The 16089-nt window shown below is 67.1% G+C and carries 15 protein-coding genes, 1 tRNA gene and 1 pseudogene; 5 read left to right on the forward strand and 12 right to left on the reverse strand.

Annotation, left to right across the window (positions count from 1 at the left end; genetic code table 11):
* Positions 1 to 78 precede the first annotated feature (78 nt).
* Positions 79 to 846: a class I SAM-dependent methyltransferase gene (locus B7D75_RS02810; RefSeq protein WP_034079672.1), complete on the forward strand. Its 768-nt coding sequence runs from the start codon at positions 79 to 81 to the stop codon at positions 844 to 846.
* Here B7D75_RS02810 and B7D75_RS02815 read toward each other — a convergent pair.
* Positions 843 to 2021 carry a BaiN/RdsA family NAD(P)/FAD-dependent oxidoreductase gene (locus B7D75_RS02815; protein ID WP_043098944.1) on the reverse strand — a complete coding sequence of 393 codons (1179 nt, stop codon included), beginning with the start codon at positions 2019 to 2021 and terminating at the stop codon, positions 843 to 845. The genes B7D75_RS02810 and B7D75_RS02815 overlap by 4 nt on opposite strands.
* A 112-nt stretch (positions 2022 to 2133) precedes the next feature.
* Here B7D75_RS02815 and B7D75_RS02820 point away from each other — a divergent pair, with 112 nt between their 5' ends.
* Complete coding sequence (locus B7D75_RS02820; protein ID WP_043098943.1) at positions 2134 to 2622, forward strand: M48 metallopeptidase family protein; 489 nt, start codon at positions 2134 to 2136, stop codon at positions 2620 to 2622.
* A gap of 7 nt (positions 2623 to 2629) precedes the next feature.
* On the opposite strand, the gene B7D75_RS02825 is transcribed toward B7D75_RS02820, so the two are convergent.
* The 3 genes from B7D75_RS02825 to B7D75_RS02835 form a co-directional block, all read right to left on the reverse strand.
* Positions 2630 to 3325: an HAD family hydrolase gene (locus tag B7D75_RS02825; protein WP_003155176.1), complete on the reverse strand. Its 696-nt coding sequence runs from the start codon at positions 3323 to 3325 to the stop codon at positions 2630 to 2632.
* 127 nt (positions 3326 to 3452) lie between these two features.
* Positions 3453 to 3806, reverse strand: coding sequence for a DUF805 domain-containing protein (locus B7D75_RS02830; RefSeq protein ID WP_003084974.1), 354 nt, complete (start codon positions 3804 to 3806; stop codon positions 3453 to 3455).
* 177 nt (positions 3807 to 3983) lie between these two features.
* Complete coding sequence (locus tag B7D75_RS02835) at positions 3984 to 4895, reverse strand: cupin domain-containing protein (protein WP_053816591.1); 912 nt, start codon at positions 4893 to 4895, stop codon at positions 3984 to 3986.
* A 117-nt stretch (positions 4896 to 5012) separates the two neighbouring features.
* Between B7D75_RS02835 and B7D75_RS02840 the strand changes: the two genes are divergently transcribed.
* Complete coding sequence (locus B7D75_RS02840; protein WP_003084980.1) at positions 5013 to 5351, forward strand: carboxymuconolactone decarboxylase family protein; 339 nt, start codon at positions 5013 to 5015, stop codon at positions 5349 to 5351.
* Here B7D75_RS02840 and B7D75_RS02845 read toward each other — a convergent pair.
* A complete protein-coding gene (locus B7D75_RS02845) occupies positions 5341 to 5856 on the reverse strand; it encodes a hypothetical protein (protein ID WP_012074115.1) in 516 nt (171 codons plus the stop codon). The two genes, B7D75_RS02840 and B7D75_RS02845, sit on opposite strands and share 11 nt — an antisense overlap.
* 188 nt (positions 5857 to 6044) lie before the next feature.
* On the opposite strand from B7D75_RS02845, the gene B7D75_RS02850 reads away from it, so the two are divergent.
* Positions 6045 to 6203, forward strand: coding sequence for a YqaE/Pmp3 family membrane protein (locus tag B7D75_RS02850; RefSeq protein WP_003084988.1), 159 nt, complete (start codon positions 6045 to 6047; stop codon positions 6201 to 6203).
* Positions 6204 to 6212: 9 nt separating this feature from the next.
* Here B7D75_RS02850 and B7D75_RS02855 read toward each other — a convergent pair whose 3' ends face one another.
* The 5 genes from B7D75_RS02855 to B7D75_RS02875 all read right to left on the reverse strand — a co-directional run bounded on the left by B7D75_RS02855 (position 6213) and on the right by B7D75_RS02875 (position 11098).
* Positions 6213 to 6671, reverse strand: a complete 459-nt coding sequence (locus B7D75_RS02855) for a DUF6985 domain-containing protein (protein ID WP_012074116.1) — start codon at positions 6669 to 6671, stop codon at positions 6213 to 6215.
* A gap of 14 nt (positions 6672 to 6685) precedes the next feature.
* Positions 6686 to 7156, reverse strand: coding sequence for a hypothetical protein (locus B7D75_RS02860; protein WP_107113723.1), 471 nt, complete (start codon positions 7154 to 7156; stop codon positions 6686 to 6688).
* Between the two features lie 13 nt (positions 7157 to 7169).
* Positions 7170 to 7517 (reverse strand): SMI1/KNR4 family protein, encoded by a 348-nt coding sequence (locus tag B7D75_RS02865; RefSeq protein WP_043098936.1) that lies wholly within the window; start codon positions 7515 to 7517, stop codon positions 7170 to 7172.
* On the reverse strand, positions 7507 to 8121 hold the full coding sequence (locus tag B7D75_RS02870; RefSeq protein ID WP_058130091.1) for a DMP19 family protein: 615 nt from the start codon (positions 8119 to 8121) through the stop codon (positions 7507 to 7509). The genes B7D75_RS02865 and B7D75_RS02870 overlap by 11 nt, the downstream gene beginning before the upstream one ends.
* A gap of 205 nt (positions 8122 to 8326) precedes the next feature.
* Positions 8327 to 11098 (reverse strand): ImpA family metalloprotease, encoded by a 2772-nt coding sequence (locus B7D75_RS02875; RefSeq protein ID WP_107113724.1) that lies wholly within the window; start codon positions 11096 to 11098, stop codon positions 8327 to 8329.
* Between the two features lie 660 nt (positions 11099 to 11758).
* On the opposite strand from B7D75_RS02875, the pseudogene B7D75_RS02890 reads away from it, so the two are divergent.
* A pseudogene (locus B7D75_RS02890) lies at positions 11759 to 12046 on the forward strand (type II toxin-antitoxin system HipA family toxin); the annotation flags it as partial.
* Positions 12047 to 12174: 128 nt separating this feature from the next.
* Here B7D75_RS02890 and B7D75_RS02895 read toward each other — a convergent pair.
* Positions 12175 to 12251: transfer RNA gene (locus B7D75_RS02895), tRNA-Ile, on the reverse strand.
* Positions 12252 to 12267: 16 nt separating this feature from the next.
* A complete protein-coding gene (locus B7D75_RS02900; protein WP_107113727.1) occupies positions 12268 to 16005 on the reverse strand; it encodes a bifunctional diguanylate cyclase/phosphodiesterase in 3738 nt (1245 codons plus the stop codon).
* Between the last annotated feature and the right edge of the window lie 84 nt (positions 16006 to 16089).

Below are 16089 nucleotides of genomic sequence, written 5' to 3' on the forward strand. Positions count from 1 at the left end.
CGTGGCCGTTCGTCGGATGCCTCGGGAAAAGTCCGCTGTGCTATACCCGGGCTTTCCCTGCCGCCCAGGAGGCCTGCCATGTCGTCCGTACATACCGCCGCCCAGCAAGGTTTCAGCGCCGAGGCCCGGCGTTACGCCGAGGGTCGGCCCGAGTACCCGGAAGCGCTCTCCGGCTGGCTGCGCGATGCCCTTGGCCTGCGTCCGCAGACCGTCGCGGTGGACCTCGGCGCCGGCACCGGCAAGTTCACCCGCCTGCTGGCCCATACCGGCGCGCGGGTGGTCGCGGTGGAGCCGGTGGATGCGATGCGCGCCCAGCTCACCGAAGCCTTGCCGCAGGTCCGGGCGCTGGCCGGTAGCGCCCAGTCGATTCCGCTGGCCAACGGCTTCGCCGACGCCCTGGTGTGCGCGCAGGCCTTCCACTGGTTCGCCAGCGAAGAGGCGCTGGAGGAAATGCGCCGGGTGCTGACGGCGGAAGGCAGGCTGGGGCTGGTGTGGAACGTGCGTGACGAGTCGCTGGACTGGGTCGCCGAGATCACCCGCATCATCACCCCCTACGAAGGCGATGCGCCGCGCTTCTACAAGGGCGACTGGCGTCGGCCGTTCGAGCGGGCGCCCTTCGGACCGCTGCGACTGTCCACCTTCGTCCATGAGCATGTCGGCCCGCCGGAGCAGGTGATCGTCTCGCGCTTCCTTTCGGTGAGCTTCATCGCCGCCTTGGCGGAGACGGAAAAGAACGCCGTGGCGACGCAATTGCGCGAGCTGGTCGCCAGCCACCCGGCGCTCAAGGGGAAGGAGCAGGTAGCGCTGCCCTATCGCACCGAGGCCTATCTGGCCGAGGCGCGCTAGGCGTACTGCCCCGCCGCGTAGCCCGAGGCCCAGGCCCACTGGAAGTTGAAGCCACCGAGGTGGCCGCTGACGTCCAGTACTTCGCCGACGAAATACAGCCCCGGCGAGCGCTGCGACTCCATGGTCTTCGACGACACTTCGTCGGTGCTCACCCCGCCCAGGGTCACTTCGGCGGTGCGGTAGCCCTCGGTGCCCGAGGGCGTGACCCGCCAGGCCGAAAGTTGCCCGGCGATACCCGCCAGCTCGGCCGGGGTGTACTGCTTCATCGGCTTGGAGACGAACCAGCGGTCGGCCAGCAGGCCGGCGAGCTTCTTGGTGAACAGCTCGGCGAGCAAAGTCTTCAGCTCGCTGTTGGGACGTTCGCGCTGTTGCTGCGCCAGCCATTCGCCGGCGTCGTGGTCCGGCAGCAGGTCGATCTCCAGGGTATCGCCCGGTTGCCAGTAGGAGGAAATCTGCAACATCGCCGGGCCGCTGAGGCCGCGGTGGGTGAACAGCAGGTTCTCGCGGAACGCCTGGCCGTTGCAGCTCACCCGGCAATCCACCGAGGTGCCGGAAAGCTCGGCGCACAGCTCCTTCAACTGGTCGGTGATGGTGAACGGCACCAGCCCGGCGCGGGTCGGCAGCACCTCATGGCCGAACTGGCGCGCCACCTGGTAGCCGAAACCGCTGGCGCCGAGGGTCGGGATCGACAGGCCGCCGCTGGCGATCACCAGCGACTCGCAGCGCATCTCGCCGGCGCTGGTACGCAAGCGGTAGCCGGCGTCGTCGCGGGCGATCTCCTCGATCGAGGTGTCCAGCAGGATTTCCGCGCCGGCCTCGGCGCATTCGCGCAGGAGCATCTCGAGGATGTCGCTGGACTTGTTGTCGCAAAACAGCTGGCCGAGTTTCTTCTCGTGGTACGGCACCTGGTGCTTGGCCACCAGGCCGATGAAGTCCCACTGGGTGTAGCGGGCCAGCGCCGACTTGCAGAAGTGCGGGTTGCGCGAAAGGAAGTTGGCCGGCTCGGTGTACAGGTTGGTGAAATTGCAGCGCCCGCCGCCGGACATGAGGATCTTCTTGCCGGCCTTGTTGGCGTGGTCGAGCACCCGCACGCGGCGCCCGCGTCCGGCCGCCGTCATCGCGCACATCAGCCCGGCCGCGCCGGCGCCAACGATCAGCACATCTGTACTTGCCACTGTCCCACCCCGCTCATCGGAAACGGCGCGCATCTTACCCGAAGCGGCGGCCGGCCGCCGGAGCTCCCGACGCGGTACACTGGGCGTTTTCCGCGAACCGCCGGACCCGCGCATGACCCCGCTCAAGTATCTCCAGGCCTACCCCGCGTCGCTGCAGGACCAGGTCCGCCAACTGATCGCCGAGAACCGCCTGGGCGAGTACCTCGAGCGGCGCTACCCGGGGCGTCACGATGTGCAGAGCGATAAGGCGCTCTACGCCTTCACCATGGACCTCAAGCAGGAACACCTGCGCAATGCGCCGGGCCTGGACAAGGTGCTCTACGACAACAAGCTCGACGTGGTCCAGCGCGCCCTCGGCCTGCACACCGCGATCTCGCGGGTGCAGGGCGGCAGGCTCAAGGCGAAGAAGGAAATCCGCGTGGCCTCGCTGTTCAAGGATGCCGCCCCGGAGTTCCTGCGGATGATCGTCGTCCACGAACTCGCCCACCTGAAGGAAAGCGAGCACAACAAGGCGTTCTACCAGCTCTGCCAGTACATGCTGCCGGACTATCACCAGTTGGAGTTCGACTTGCGGGTGTACCTGACCTGGAAGAGTCTCTGACGCCCGGTTACGGCGTTCCCAGCGCCACACGGCTCTCGCGGCGCAGGCGCGCCACGGTCTCCGGCAGTTCGCGCATGTGCTCGACGATGGCGATGGCGCCCAGCTCGCGCAGTACATCGGCATGCCCGGCGGGAATGTGTCCGGCGCCGACGAAGCCGATCACCCGCATCCCCGCGGCGAGCGCGGCGCGGGTGCCGGTGCTGCTGTCTTCCACCACCAGGCAGCGCTCGGGCGCGACGCCGAGCAGGCTGGCGGCGTACAGGTAGACGTCCGGCGCCGGCTTGGGCAGGGCGACCATGTCGGCGCTGGCCAGGCGCTCGCCGATCAGTTCGCTGAGCCCGGCGCGCGCCAGCGAGCGCTCCAGGCTATGGCGGCGGCTGTTGGAAGCCACCGCGACGGGCAGGTCGAGGGCCAGCAGGGCGTCGCGGGCGCCGGGGATGGGCTGGACCTGGGCGACCATCTCCTCGCTGCGCTGGCGCACCTCGCGGTTGAAGCTGTCGGGGATGCGCAGGCCGAAGTGCTTCTCGACCCGATCGAGGATGTCGCGGCTGGTCAGGCCGAAGGTGCCTTCCAGCAGGCGCTGCAACTCGTCCAGCGGCGCGTAGGCGCTGAGCGCCTCGTACATCACGCGTTCGGCGATGACCTCGCTGTCGACCAGGACGCCGTCGCAATCGGAAATCAGTGCGTCGATGGGGTGGGGCATGGGCTACCTCGCTGCGGGCGTGGGCGCAGGGCGCCGGAGTGGGAGCGAGGCATTCTAACCCCGGGCAGGGGCGGGAAGGAAAACCGGGAGGGGAGAACGCCGGGCCGTGCGGCCCGGCGGGAAGGAATCAGGCGATGCCTTTCGGGTTCTGGCCGTACTGGTTCTGGCCGGCGTCGCTGTCCTTGGCCAGCAGGTAGATCAGGTACAGGCCGACGATCGGGATCAGCGCGATCAGCATCCACCAGCCGCTCTTGTTGATGTCGTGCAGGCGGCGGGCAGTCACGCCCAGGGCCGGCAGCAGCACGGCGAGCGAGTAGAGGTTGGCGATCGGCAGGAGTTTTTCACTGATCAGGCCGAGCACGACGCTCAGCGCGACGGAGATGATGATGTTCACCAGGGTGAACATCCAGTATTCCTTGCGACGGGCACGCCCGTTGAAGTCGAAGTAGTGTTCCTTCACGCATTTCAGAAACCATTCCATGTTTGCCTCCTGGGCGTACTGGTAAAGCGGGAGAGTGGGTGCCGCGACAAGTACCCCCGCGCCTCCTTGCCGGGAAAGCATAGTGTAGCCGGACTGTCCGTGATTTCGTACAGGATGTTGCGAAAATCATGCGTATCGCATAGCGCCGGCTCGCGTAAATATGCGTCGGTAGCGCTTTCAGCGAGAAGCGTCGGCCTGGCGGCGGAAGCGGCCGGGCGATTCGCCGAAGGCCTGGCGGAAGTTGCGCGAGAACGCCGCCTCCGACTGGTAGCCGGTCTCGGCGGCGATATCCAGCAGGCTCATCTGTGTCTGTCGCAGCAGGCCGCGGGCCTTTTCCATGCGGATCCGGGTCAGCAGGCTCCATGGCGAGGTGCCGGCCAGGGCGGAGAAGGCGCGGACGAAACTGGCCCGCGACATCGCCGCCTGTTGCGCCAGTCGTTCCACGGTCCAGGCTTGCTCCGGACACTCCAGCATGACCTGCAGGGCCCTTCCCAGACGGGCATCGCCGAGCAGGCCGAACAGGCCGTCGCCGAGCGGCTGGCGATCCAGGTAGGCGCGCAGGGTCAGGGCGAACAGCGCGGTGGCCAGCGCGTCGATGATCGAGCGGGCGCCGCTGCGGGTGCTCTCGGCCTCCTGGCGCATCAGGGCGATCAGCGCGCGCAGGGGCTGCTGGGTCGATTCGTCCATGTGCACCAGCAGGCGCTCGGGAAGAGCGCCGAACAGGCTGGCACCGGCGTGATAGCGGTAGCTGCCGCAGAGCATGTCGAGGGCTTCGCCGGGGCCGTTCAACTGGTACAGCGGAATGCTGCCCTGGCGCTCGACCGTGGGTTCGCAGGGGTGCGCCGGGCTGTCGCTGCGCAGCAGGTGCGGGGTGCCGCGCGGCAACAGGATCAGGTCGCCGGGGTGCAGGTCGAGGCGACTGCCGTCGAGGAATTCGCAGTGGCAGGTGCCGGCCATGACGATATGGAAGGTCGCCTCGCCGGGCACCGCCTGCGGATGCTCCAGCGCCCAGCTGCCTTGCAGCTGGCAGCGCTGGTCGAGACGGCCCTGCAGGTTGGCGAGCTGGATGAGCCGGTCGAGTGGGTCCATGGGATGAGCCGATCAGGTCGAAAGTAGAGACGCATGGGCAGGCGCCGCGGGCCAGACTGGTCGAGACTGGTAACCCGACGCGCCACTCCCGGCGCGAAAGCCACGGAGAATATCACCATGCTGAACAACTGGACCGAGTTCGTCCCCGCCGTGAAAAAAGCCTTCGGTGCCCTGGGCAAGCAACACCCGAAGATGCTCGCCGCCTACGGCGCGCTGGAGGAAGCCAGCGCCGAGGGTGCGCTGGACGCCAAGACCCGCGAACTGATTTCCATCGCCGTGGCCATCACCACCCGTTGCGACGGTTGCATCGGCGTACACACCGAGGCCGCGCTGAAGGCCGGCGCCAGCGAGGCGGAAATCGCCCAGACCCTGGCCACCGCCATCTCCCTGAATGCTGGCGCCGCCTACGTCTATTCGCTGCGCGCGCTGGAAGCCTACGACCAGTTCAAAAAGTGAGACCGTACAGGCGCTGCAGGTAGAACAGCAGCGCCAGCCAGCCCGCCAGCGCCAGCCAGCCGAGCACCAGCAGGCCCCGGCGCAGCAACGCCGAGGGTCTGCGGTGGAGCAGGTCGATCAGGCCCAGCACGCCGCCGAGCAACAGCGTGCCGAGCAATGCCTGGGCGTATCGGGCGAAGCTCGGCGACAGGGCCTCGTCGCCGTGCGCCGCGTAGTTGTACAGGTTCCAGGCGCAGATCAGCGCCGTCGGCAGCAGGCTCAGCAGGGCGCCGAGCCAGCGCCCGCGCACGTGCAGGAGAAAGCCGGCGAGCAGGCCCACCAGCCCGGTGCCCAGTGGCAGAAGGGCCAGGCCCTGGCTGAGGTAGACCAGGTCGGCACCGTCGGCCAGCGGCAGCGGCGTGACGAAACGGTAGCTGCCGCTGGCGCAGAGCAGCACCGAGAGCAGCAGCAGGGCGTAGCCCGGCAGGTACGGCCAGAAGGCGGGGCGCGGGGACAGGTCGGACATGAAGATTCCTTGCGGGACGACCGCTCGCATGAGCGTAGGCGCAAGCGTACTGCCGCGCGCGGCGAACGGCGAGTGCCGTTGCGGTTGAACCCTGCGCGATCGTCGGGAGTCAGTCATAGGGTGACGCGAAAGAACGCCGGCTCATACGCCGGATATCGTATCGATCCCTGGACCAAGGAGTTCCGTGCATGGACCTGATCCGCATCCTCATCGCCATCCTCCTGCCGCCGCTGGGCGTATTCCTGCAAGTCGGCTTCGGCGGCGCCTTCTGGCTGAACATCCTGCTCACCCTGCTCGGCTACATCCCGGGCATCGTTCACGCGGTGTACATCATCGCCAAGCGTTGAGGCTCCTGCTCAGGCGTAGTTCCATGGCTCCTTCGCGGTGAAGTCCCGCCACGGGTCTTCGCCGTGGAAGGGGCCGACATAGAGCACCTCGCCGCCCCTGACGATCCATTCCATGCCGTGTTCGCGATCCCATTCGCAGTTCAGCGACAGGTGGATCACCGGTTCGTCGCCGTGTTCCGGGTCGGGTACGATCAGCTCGCCCGGCTCGACCCGTGCCAGCACCGCGCGCGCCGGCGCGACTTCCTCCGCAGGCTCGCCCAGCCGCTCCAGGCGCGCGGCGCGGTAGCGCAGGCTGGCGGCACAAAGCCGCTCGACCACGGCGTCGTCCAGTTCGTCGAGGGCGCGGGCGCAGCGCCAGGCGTAGGCGTCGTCGGCCTCGTTCTCGATGAACAGGCTGATATAGCGCCGGTACAGGCGCCAGTACACTTCGCCCATGTTCGCCTCGTCCAGGTTGCGGATCAGTTCCATGCGCGGTCTCCTGCTCAGCAGTGTTCGGTGAGGGCGATGGCGCGGCCGTCGCCGAAGCCGTCATGCACATGCAGCCACAGCGGGACCGGCCAGGCCCAGCCGCCGGCCTTCCACCAGCACTCGGCGAACCAGGTTTTCGCCGTATCGGCGAGCAGGTCGACGCCGCCGAAGCCGGCGGCGAAATAGGCCTCGTCGAAATCGGCAAGCGGTCCCAGGTCGAGCGCCAGGTCCAGCGCCTTGCCGGGAAACAGACGCGGGTCGCTGGCATCCACCCGGTTGCTGGCGCCGCGCAGGTACAACCAAGCGTCCGGTGTGTCGCGGCCGTCCTCGCCGAGGAACAGCTGGACCTCGCCGTCGCGCACCCCTTCCTCGAGCGTTTGGTGGAGCAGTTCGCGCAGGCGCTGGATCACGCCCGGCGCGGCGCGCTGCAGGTCGCGACGGTAGCGCTCGCGGAATTGTTCGGGGCTGAGGCCGAAAGGAATCATGAGCGTTTCTCCGTCATTCGGGCAGACAGGGCCCGGCTTCCAGCCAGGCCGCCAGGCTGGGTGCCAGGGGTTCGAAGCAGTCCGGCGTCAGCGCGCCCTGATCGACCAGGAACAGCGCCTGCCGGTGGTCGTCCAGCGCCATCATCACGGCGCGGCCGCCGCTGTCGTCGCCGATGGCCAGGTAGCCGGGGCAATAGAGATCGGTCTCGAAGGTCCGGTTGCGTTCCAGCAACTCGTCGGCGGCATAGAGCAGCAGGCCCGGCTCGACGAGACGACCGCCGTGCTGCTCCAGAGCGGCGACGAAAGCGGCCGGCAACGGGCGTCCGAGCCAGGCTTCGAGGGCATCCAACTCAGGCTTCATCGGTTTCGTCCTGGGCGAACAACGCATGACGGCGGGCATGGGCCAGCAGGCGTTCGTCAAGCGCGTCGGCCAGGGCGTAGAAGCGCGTGTCCAGCGCATCCAGGGCGGCTTCGCAGTCGCGGTCGGGATCCTCGGCCCAGGTCGGCATGCGCAGCTGGCGTTCGGCCTGGGAGCCTGGCACCGGCCCGTTGCCGAACAGCAGCGTGGCGGCCCGCTCCAGCAGGGCCAGCGCCTCCTCTGCCTGTAACTCCCGCAGGCCGGCGCACGCCGCCGGGTACTGGTCGCCGGAGGAATTGCCGAAGTACTGGTCGAAGCCGCCGTTGTGCACTTCGCCGCTGAGTACGCTTACCGCGAAGTAGGTCTGTTCGGCCGGCGAAAGCCCGGCGAATCCCGCGCCGTCGTCGTGGACGCGCGTCACCAGCGCGCTCCAGTACAGCGCCCGGGGGCTCTCCAGGTAACGTCGGCGTTGCTCGTGGAAGCGCTTGCCGTCCTCGATGTTCTGCCGATAGCCGCCCTGGCAGGGCATGCACAGTCCGTCGTTCCTCGCCGCCGTGACCGGGAGGATGAGGTGGCCGCAGGCGCGGCAGGGGAGGCGGTCGGTCATGAGCGGTCCTTGCTGGTGGAAAGGGGCTCATTATTGCGCAGGTGGAGGGCAGGTAGGGTGGGAATGGGATTTCGGTCTTGTATACCTGAGGCACGGCATTGCTCGCGGGCACGGCCGAACCCCTCTCCCTTAAGGAAGAAAGCGGCGCGAGGCCTGGCACGGAGCCAGCTCCACCGCGCCGCGCCAGCCCCCCTTTATCTACGGCTCAGGGAAACGGCCACGCCGGCGAGCCCTGGCTCATGTCCAGGCGTTTCACCGTGGCGTGCTCGTTGGTTCGGTTGTTGGCATAGAAGAACGCCGGCTGCTCGGTGAAGCCATAGGCCGCCACCTGTGCCTGGGCCGCCGCCGAGGTGCGGATGCCCCAGAGCGCGAAGGTCGGGCGCTGGTCGCGCTGGGTCAGCCAGGACAGGCCGACCAGCAGGTTGTCGTTGCCGTCGGTGCTGCTGGCATCGCCGCTGTTGCCCGGGCGCTGCGCATAGGTGCCGTAGCCGAGGGCGGCCCTGCTGGCGTCCCAGTTGGCCTTGTCCACCTGGCGCTGGTGCAGGTAGAGCAGGGTCCAGATATCCCAACCCTGCAGCGGATCGTTCTTCAGGTCGGCCCAGTAGTGCACCCACTGGGTATAGAAGGCCATTCGCTCGCCGTTCAGCGAGTAGGTACCCGGGTCGTTCCACAGGCGCTTGTACACGCCTTCCAGCGGGTCCGCCTCGGCGCGCCCGGCGACGATCAGGTTGTAGGCGTTGCGGTAGTTGACCCGGGTATCCTCCAGGTTCTGCCCGAACTCGCGGAGCACCCGCCAATCCTTGTGCAGCGGGAATATCTGGTTCGACACCTCGCCCGAGCGGCCGCCATAGACCTTCAACCGGTTCACCTGCAGGTTGTGCCCCAGTTCGTGGCTTTCGCCCCAGCCGCGCGGGTTCAGGCCCCAGGTCTGGTCGTAGGGGTTGCCGCTGCAACCGCCGCCGCACTGGGCGTACTGGTCGACGTTGATGTGCTGGGTGCCAGGCAGCTTGTGCAGGGCCTCGCTGTCGCAATCCCAGCCGCGCGCCGCGCATTCCTGCTGGATTGCCGGAGTCTTCGCCTGGTTGGGAATGGCGAAGCCGGCCAGGGTGTAGGCGTCGTCGATGAACACCTCGTTCAGCTCGCGGATGAAGCGCTGGATATCGCCGCCGTAGTCGTTGTCGATCGAGCCGCGGACCTTCTCCACCTTGGCGTGGACCTCCACCGAGCCGCTGCGGATCTCGAGCCAGTCGGCCTGGTCGGCATCCAGCGCCTGGATGAAGTCGGCGATGGCCTGGCTGTTGTCCTCGCCCGGCTTGATGTCGAGGAATGGCTGGCTGGCCGCGCCGGATACCTTGACGGTCACCGTCTGCCCCGGCGTGGCGCCGCTGTAGACCAGTTGCAGCAGGCCGCCATAGGGCGACACCAGGACCACCGGCTGGCTCGTCGGGAGCTTGATGTCCGGGCTCTTGAGGAAGCGCGGGCGGTCGTACTGGCGGCTGTTCCACAGTCGTGTGGAACCGGTGCGCTGGGTGTTCAGGCCGACCGCCAGGCTGGCCTGGCCGGCATCCTCGACGCGGATGCTCAGGCGCTTGCCCGGTGCCGCCATGCGTCCGATGGCGGTGGAACCCTGGGCCGACGGCAGGGTAAGGGTCAGGGTTTCTTCGCTGCTCGATACCGGCATCGACTGCTGGCGCTGGCCGGCGTAGCTGCCCAGCTCCTTCTGCGCCGCGCCGGCCTCGCGCACGTAGCCGACGATGGCGTCGGCGACGAAGGCTTCCTGGAAGCGCGCCGCGTCGGCAGCCTTGTCCATGGGGTAGCGGACGTTCTGCCGCACCGCGTCGGCCCACAGCAGCCAGAGCCGCAGCGAGGTGGTGCCGGGCACGGCGAAGAGGTTCTGGGCCTTCTGGTTGTAGCTGTCGAAGGCGCCTTTCAACACGTCCACGCGCTTGCTGAAGTCGTTCAGCCCCGGCACGTCGTCGCAGCTGGTGCGGCCGACGAAGGTCGTGCACTTCGACCAGTCGTAGTCCGTGCGCCAGCTGCCGTCGACGATCTGCTGCAGCAGCGCCGGGTCCTGGCCGTAGGCGCTGGCCAGCTCAACCGAGCGTGCCCGGGTCCGGCTACCTGGCACCTTGTCATTGTCCCAGTAGTTGCCGCCGTAAGGGCCTTCCTGCAAGCCCAGTCCGGCGAGGATCTGCTGGCCGGTGGCGTTCTGGCCCCAGCCGCTGGTATGCACGAAGAGGATCGGCAGGCCGGCCTGTAGGCGTGCGCGCACTGTGCTGCTCAGGTTGCCGGCGCTGGCACCGTTGCCGAGCACCAGCAGCTTGCTGGAGCTGGCGCAGCTGGCATCGGTCAGCGCGTTGCAGGCGGCGTCCGCCGGTTGCAGGCCGGCGCTCTTCAGGCCGTTGAGGGTGGAGGTCTTGTCCACCCCGACCACGCTGATCTTGAATTCCGGGGCCGTGGCCACGTCCGGATTGCCATTCACCAGCCACTGCACCGCCCGTTTCAGTAGCGGCGCATGGGCGGCATTGGTCCCGCCCAGTTGCGTGAGTACGTTGCTCCCGTAGGCCAGGCCGCGACCGCCTGCTTCCAGGCTCAGGCTGGCCAGCACGCGTTCCTTGTCGCCGACCAGGAAGGGCAGCGTGCTGTCCGGGTTGGCCGGCACGATCCACTGGCTGGAAGCACCGGGATCGTAGGCCTGGCTGAGGTCCTGGTAGAGACCGTCGAGCAGTTGCGTGCGGCTCTGGCGAATGCCTTCGATCTGCCGTTGCAGGCGCAGGGCGACCAGGTGGCTGTCGGTCAATTGCGAGGAGTCTCCGCTGACCAGCGCCGCGTCGAGGATCTCTTCCTGGGTGGCCGCCTGGGCGGACAGCGCGCCCGCCAGGCAGACGCCGGCCAGTAGCGCACGTTGGCGTGTCGTGGGTGAGCGACTCATGTTCTCTCCTTGCCGTGAGGGATATGCAGTGGTGGACAGGCTCACTTCTGGCGCTGTTGGCCCGCGAAAGGCGCGCGGATTGTTATGGGGCGCCGGGTATCACGTCGAACAGGGAATGCGCCTCGGGCAGTGCCGGGAATACGCGCGGACGACCCGTTGCGTCGAACGAGTCAAGGCGAGGGGAGCATGTTGGGAAAGGTGGAGAAACTATCTGTTCTAGTTGTTTTTGAACTGTGTCTGATTATTTGGATTTTATTTTTATCGATTGTTCGAAGCGCTCTGGAATAGGTGCTACAGCGTTTCCTGTGACGAAACGATCCAGACTTTGGCTAGGGGCTTGGAAAATACTGAGGATGTACTTCCAGAGCTGTCGGTAGAGTTGGAAGTTGCAGTTTCATGAAGGTTTAGGTACTTCGAAGTTACCGCGTTGGCGATGGAGTCGATATCGTCCGCACTTCGGAAGTTTCCTGATAAGCGCGCCTTCCCACGGCCAGGCTGCGAGCAGGGCCGCCATGTCCATCGGATTCCGCTCCGCCAGCGCCAGTTCGCCTTCGCCGAAACTTGCGATGCTGCCGCCGACATCCTGCAATTGATCGCGCAGCGGGGGGCGATTGACACCGAAGCCTGTGACCTAGAGCACGGCTTGCCGGTGCAACCGTAGAGACCTATCGGCCGGTGCCGGAAACCTGCCGCCAGCGCAGCTGCGAATTGCGCCTGGCACCGGCCTACGACATCGTCAACACCACGGCTTATATCCCGGAAGATGTACTGGCACTGGATCTCGTAGGCAACAAGTCCCTCTTTACCTCGCGGCAGGGGCTGCTGGAGTTCGTCCAGGTCTGCGATGTAGCTCGGCCAAAAGAAGTGACCTGCGAGCAGTTGCAAACACTGGAGCGGGTGTTGGCCCGCTCAGCTGAGCTGTGCGAGCAGGCCCCGCATGTGGTCGCGGCAACCAGGCAATGTACCGTTCCGTTCATGCAGACGTTTGGCTAACGCATTCGAAGGATCGTGAGCTGACCAAGCTCGAAAACGCGGTGAGGGGAGACAGCTAGTCGCTGGAGGACAACTCGGTCCGGGATAGACCAAAAAGCTTGAAGCCGCGCAGTGCGCGGCTTTGAAGGTGGTGGGCCCACACGGACTCGAACCGTGGACCAAAGGATTATGAGTCCTCTGCTCTAACCGACTGAGCTATAGGCCCCCAGAAGGTCGGCGGATTATACCGGCGCTTCGCGGGGAGCGCCAATCGGCTGGCGCGGTTTGAGGAATTTGCTGGCGAACAGCTCGGCGGGCAGCGGCGGACTGAGGACGAAGCCCTGGATCTGCTCGCAGCCTTCGTGGGTGAGGAAGCTCTGCTGGCCCTCGGTTTCCACCCCTTCGGCGATCACCGTGAGCTGCATGCTGCGGCCGAGGGCGATGATGGCGCGGGTGATGGCGGCGTCGTGGGGGTCGTCGGGAAGGCCGCGGATGAACGACTTGTCGATCTTCAGGATATCCAGCGGCAGGCGCTTGAGGTAGCTGAGCGAGGAGTAGCCGGTGCCGAAGTCGTCGATCGCCAGTTGTACGCCGAGATCCTTGAGGCCGCGGAGCACGCCGAGGGCTTCCTCGGTCTGGTTCATGATGAAGCTTTCGGTGATCTCCAGTTGCAGCCGCGAGGGCTCCAGGCCGGACTGTGCCAGCAACTGGCGGAGGCGCTCGATCAGTTGCGGCTGGCCGAGCTGGGCGCCGGCGAGGTTTACCGACAGCGGGCCGAACGGTGCGTGAAGCTTCTGCCAGTCGCCCATCTGCTGGCAGGCATGTTCCAGCACCCAGTCGCCGAGGGGCAGGATCAGTCCGCAATCCTCGGCGAGGGGGATGAAGCGTTCCGGGGAAATTTCCCCGAACAAGGGGTGGTGCCAGCGCACCAGCGCTTCGGCGCCGACCAGCAGGCCGCTTTCCAGGCTCAGCTTGGGCTGGTAGTAGAGCAGCAGTTCGTCGCGTTCGAGGGCGCGACGCAGTTCGGTTTCCAGGGCCATGCGTTCGGTGGCCAGGAAGGTCAGCTCGCGGGTGTAGTACTCGATGCGGCTGCGCCCGCGGGACTTGGCGCGGTACATGGCGGCGTCGGCGTTCTTCACCAGGGTCGGCGCGTCGTCGCCGTCCTTGGGGAACAGGGCGATGCCGATGCTGGCGCTGACGAAGAACTCATGGCCATCGGCCTGGAATGGCGCGGTGAAAGCGTTCAGCAGCTTGCGTGCGACATGCTCGGCATCGCTTTCCTGGTGCAGGCCGGGGAGCAGGATGATGAATTCGTCGCCGCCCAGCCGGGCTACGGTATCGACATCGCGCAACTGGTCGCGCAGGCGCTCGGCGATGGCCTTGAGCAGCAGGTCGCCGGTGGGGTGGCCGAGGCTGTCGTTGATGTGCTTGAAGCGGTCCAGATCGATGAACAGCACGGCACCGGGACGGCTTTCCTCGCGCGCCTCGTCGAGGGCGTGGTCAAGGCGGTGCTCGAACAGCAGGCGGTTGGGCAGGCCGGTGAGCGGGTCGTGGTGGGCCTGGTAGTCGAGCCGCGCCTGGGCGTACTTGAGGGTGGAGATATCGGCGAAGACCCCGACGAAATGGGTGATCTCGCCCTGCGGATTGTGCACCGCGCTGATGGTCAGCCACTCGGGATACAGCTCGCCGGTCTTGCGCCGGTTCCAGATCTCGCCCTGCCAATGGCCCTCGCGTTCCAACTGGTTCCACATGGCCAGGTAGAAGGCACGGTCGTGCTGCCCGGAGGAGAGCAGGCGCGGCGACTGGCCGAGGGCTTCCTGCTCGCTGTAGCCGGTGATCTCGCTGAAGGCGCGGTTGACCGCGGTGATGCGCTGGCGGGTATCGGTAATCATCACCCCTTCGGCGGTGCTTTCGAAGACGGTGGCGGCCTGCTGCAGCTTTTCCTCCATGAGCTGGCGCTCGGTGACGTCGCGGGCGATGGTCAGCACGCAGTCCTCGCCGCCGATGCTGATCTGGTGGGCGGACATTTCGCATTGGCGGACGCTGCCGTTGCGGATCCGCACGGGGGCGGTGAAACCCTGGGTCAGGGTATGGTGGCGCACCAGCGACATCAGGCGCTTGCGGTCCTCGGGGTCGACCCACAGGCCGAGTTCGAGGGTCGAGCGCGAAGTGACTTCGTCGCGGCGGTAGCCGGTGAGGCGGCTGAAGCCTTCGTTGACGTCGATCAGCGTGCCGTCCTCCAGGCGGCTGATCAGCAGACCGTCGGGCGAGGCGTGAAAGGCGTTGGCGAATTTTTCCTCGGAGATCCGCAGCAGCTCCTGGGTCTCCAGCAGGCGGGTGATGTCGCGGATCACCACCACCAGCGCCGGGCGCTGGTCGAGGGTCACGTGCTGGGCGCTGAGCAGGGCACTGAAGGTATCGCCGTCACGGCGCCGCAGCGGTACCTCGAGGTTGGCGAGGTTGCCCTGGGCGAGTTTTTCCAGTACCTGCGGGCCGAGCCCGGGGGCGCCCCAGATGCCCAGTTCGGTGGCGGTCTTGCCGAGAGCCTCCGTGGCGGCGATGCCGATCTGCTGCTCGAAGGTGCTGTTCACCGCGAGGAAGCGGCCATCGGCGCCGTTGGCCAGCACCACCATGTCCGGGCAGTGGTGGAACACCGAGGCGAATTTCTGCTCGGACAGGCGCAGGGCCTGTTCGGTGTGCTTGGTCTCGGTGATGTCGATCATCAGGCCGCGCAGGAGCAGCTCCTGGCCCTGCCCGATCAGTGTGACCAGGTCGCGGATCCACACCACCCGGCCGTCGGCGGCGAGCATCCGGTAGTCGAAACTGTGGTCGCGGCCGGCCTGGCTTTCGCTCAGGCAGTAGTCGATGGCGTGTTCGGCGTCGTCGGGGTGCAGGGTGCGTTGCCAGAAGCCTGGCTCCAGCCACTCGGCCAGGGGATAGCCGAGCAGGCGCTCGGCATGTGGCGAGACATAGGTGAAGCGGTTTTCCGTCAGGCGCATCTCCCAGGCGATGGCGTTCAGGCTCTCCACCAGGCCGCGGTAGTGCTCCTCGCTGTCGCGCAGGTCCTGTTCCAGCTGGCGGCGCCGGCTTATCTCGCGGCGCAGGCGGCGGTTCATGGCCAGCAGCACGGCGACCGAAACCAGGATCAGCAGGGCGACAGGAATGCCGTAGCGGGCCAGCGCGCCCCAGGCCGGCCGCCGGTCGAGCAGGCCGCCGACCCAGGGCGCCTGGAGCCGATCGATTTCCTCGGCGCGGAGGTCGGCGAACACCTTGTCGATGATCCCGGCGAGGATCGGCTCGCCGCGCGGCACGGCCATCGCCAGTTGGTAGCGGTAGGGCGTCTCGCCGCTGATCTCCAGGCCGCTGAGCTTGAGCTGGCGCAGGTTCCACACGCTGGAGGCGAAGTCGCCGACGAACGCGTCGGCCTGGCCGGTGGCCAGCGCCTGCAGGGCAGCGGCGACCGACGGCAGCGGCAGCAGGGTGAGGTCCGGGTGTCGGGCGACCAGCAGCTCGTGGGGGGCGTAGTGATCCACCACCGCGACCTTGAGCCCGTAGAGCTCGTCGATCCGTTTCGGCAGCGGCCCGTTCTTGCGCGCCAGGATGATGATCGGGAAATCCAGGTAGGGACGGGTGAACGTCAGGTATTCCTGGCGTTCCGGAGTGGCCATGATGCCGGGCAGCAGGTCGAGCCGGCCAGCCCGGGCCTGCTCGAGGACCTGTGCCCGGCTCCTTGGCTCCGCAGGCGTCATGCTGACCCGCAGGCGCTCTTGCAGCAGGGCGATGTAGTTGGCGGCCAGTCCCTGGTAATGGCCCTGGGCGTCGCGGAATTCGAAGGGCGGCCAGGAGGTGCCGATGCCCAGGCGGAGCTCCGGATGTTCGGCCAGCCAGGCCCGTTCCTCGGGCGAGAGCGTGAGGGCGGTGGCCAGCCCTGGCCAGCAGCAGGCCAGACACAGGAGGAGCACGGCCTGCAGACGCTGCATGAGGCGGTCTCGCGATGGAGGGGGGTATAAGCGGAAGTGTAGACGCCGAACGGCGAGACGAGCGGCAAAGAAAAACCCCCGGCT

This window comes from Pseudomonas paraeruginosa, assembly GCF_003025345.2.
GTDB lineage: Bacteria > Pseudomonadota > Gammaproteobacteria > Pseudomonadales > Pseudomonadaceae > Pseudomonas > Pseudomonas paraeruginosa.

What these genes read in the sequence shown, in the direction of transcription:
- B7D75_RS02810 (WP_034079672.1), top strand. Translation starts at nt 79, where the DNA reads ATGTCGTCCGTACATACCGCCGCCCAGCAAGGTTTCAGCGCCGAGGCC.
- B7D75_RS02820 (WP_043098943.1), top strand. Translation starts at nt 2,134, where the DNA reads ATGACCCCGCTCAAGTATCTCCAGGCCTACCCCGCGTCGCTGCAGGAC.
- B7D75_RS02825 (WP_003155176.1), bottom strand. Translation starts at nt 3,325, where the DNA reads ATGCCCCACCCCATCGACGCACTGATTTCCGATTGCGACGGCGTCCTG.
- B7D75_RS02830 (WP_003084974.1), bottom strand. Translation starts at nt 3,806, where the DNA reads ATGGAATGGTTTCTGAAATGCGTGAAGGAACACTACTTCGACTTCAAC.
- B7D75_RS02835 (WP_053816591.1), bottom strand. Translation starts at nt 4,895, where the DNA reads ATGGACCCACTCGACCGGCTCATCCAGCTCGCCAACCTGCAGGGCCGT.
- B7D75_RS02840 (WP_003084980.1), top strand. Translation starts at nt 5,013, where the DNA reads ATGCTGAACAACTGGACCGAGTTCGTCCCCGCCGTGAAAAAAGCCTTC.
- B7D75_RS02845 (WP_012074115.1), bottom strand. Translation starts at nt 5,856, where the DNA reads ATGTCCGACCTGTCCCCGCGCCCCGCCTTCTGGCCGTACCTGCCGGGC.
- B7D75_RS02850 (WP_003084988.1), top strand. Translation starts at nt 6,045, where the DNA reads ATGGACCTGATCCGCATCCTCATCGCCATCCTCCTGCCGCCGCTGGGC.
- B7D75_RS02855 (WP_012074116.1), bottom strand. Translation starts at nt 6,671, where the DNA reads ATGGAACTGATCCGCAACCTGGACGAGGCGAACATGGGCGAAGTGTAC.
- B7D75_RS02860 (WP_107113723.1), bottom strand. Translation starts at nt 7,156, where the DNA reads ATGATTCCTTTCGGCCTCAGCCCCGAACAATTCCGCGAGCGCTACCGT.
- B7D75_RS02865 (WP_043098936.1), bottom strand. Translation starts at nt 7,517, where the DNA reads ATGAAGCCTGAGTTGGATGCCCTCGAAGCCTGGCTCGGACGCCCGTTG.
- B7D75_RS02870 (WP_058130091.1), bottom strand. Translation starts at nt 8,121, where the DNA reads ATGACCGACCGCCTCCCCTGCCGCGCCTGCGGCCACCTCATCCTCCCG.
- B7D75_RS02900 (WP_107113727.1), bottom strand. Translation starts at nt 16,005, where the DNA reads ATGCAGCGTCTGCAGGCCGTGCTCCTCCTGTGTCTGGCCTGCTGCTGG.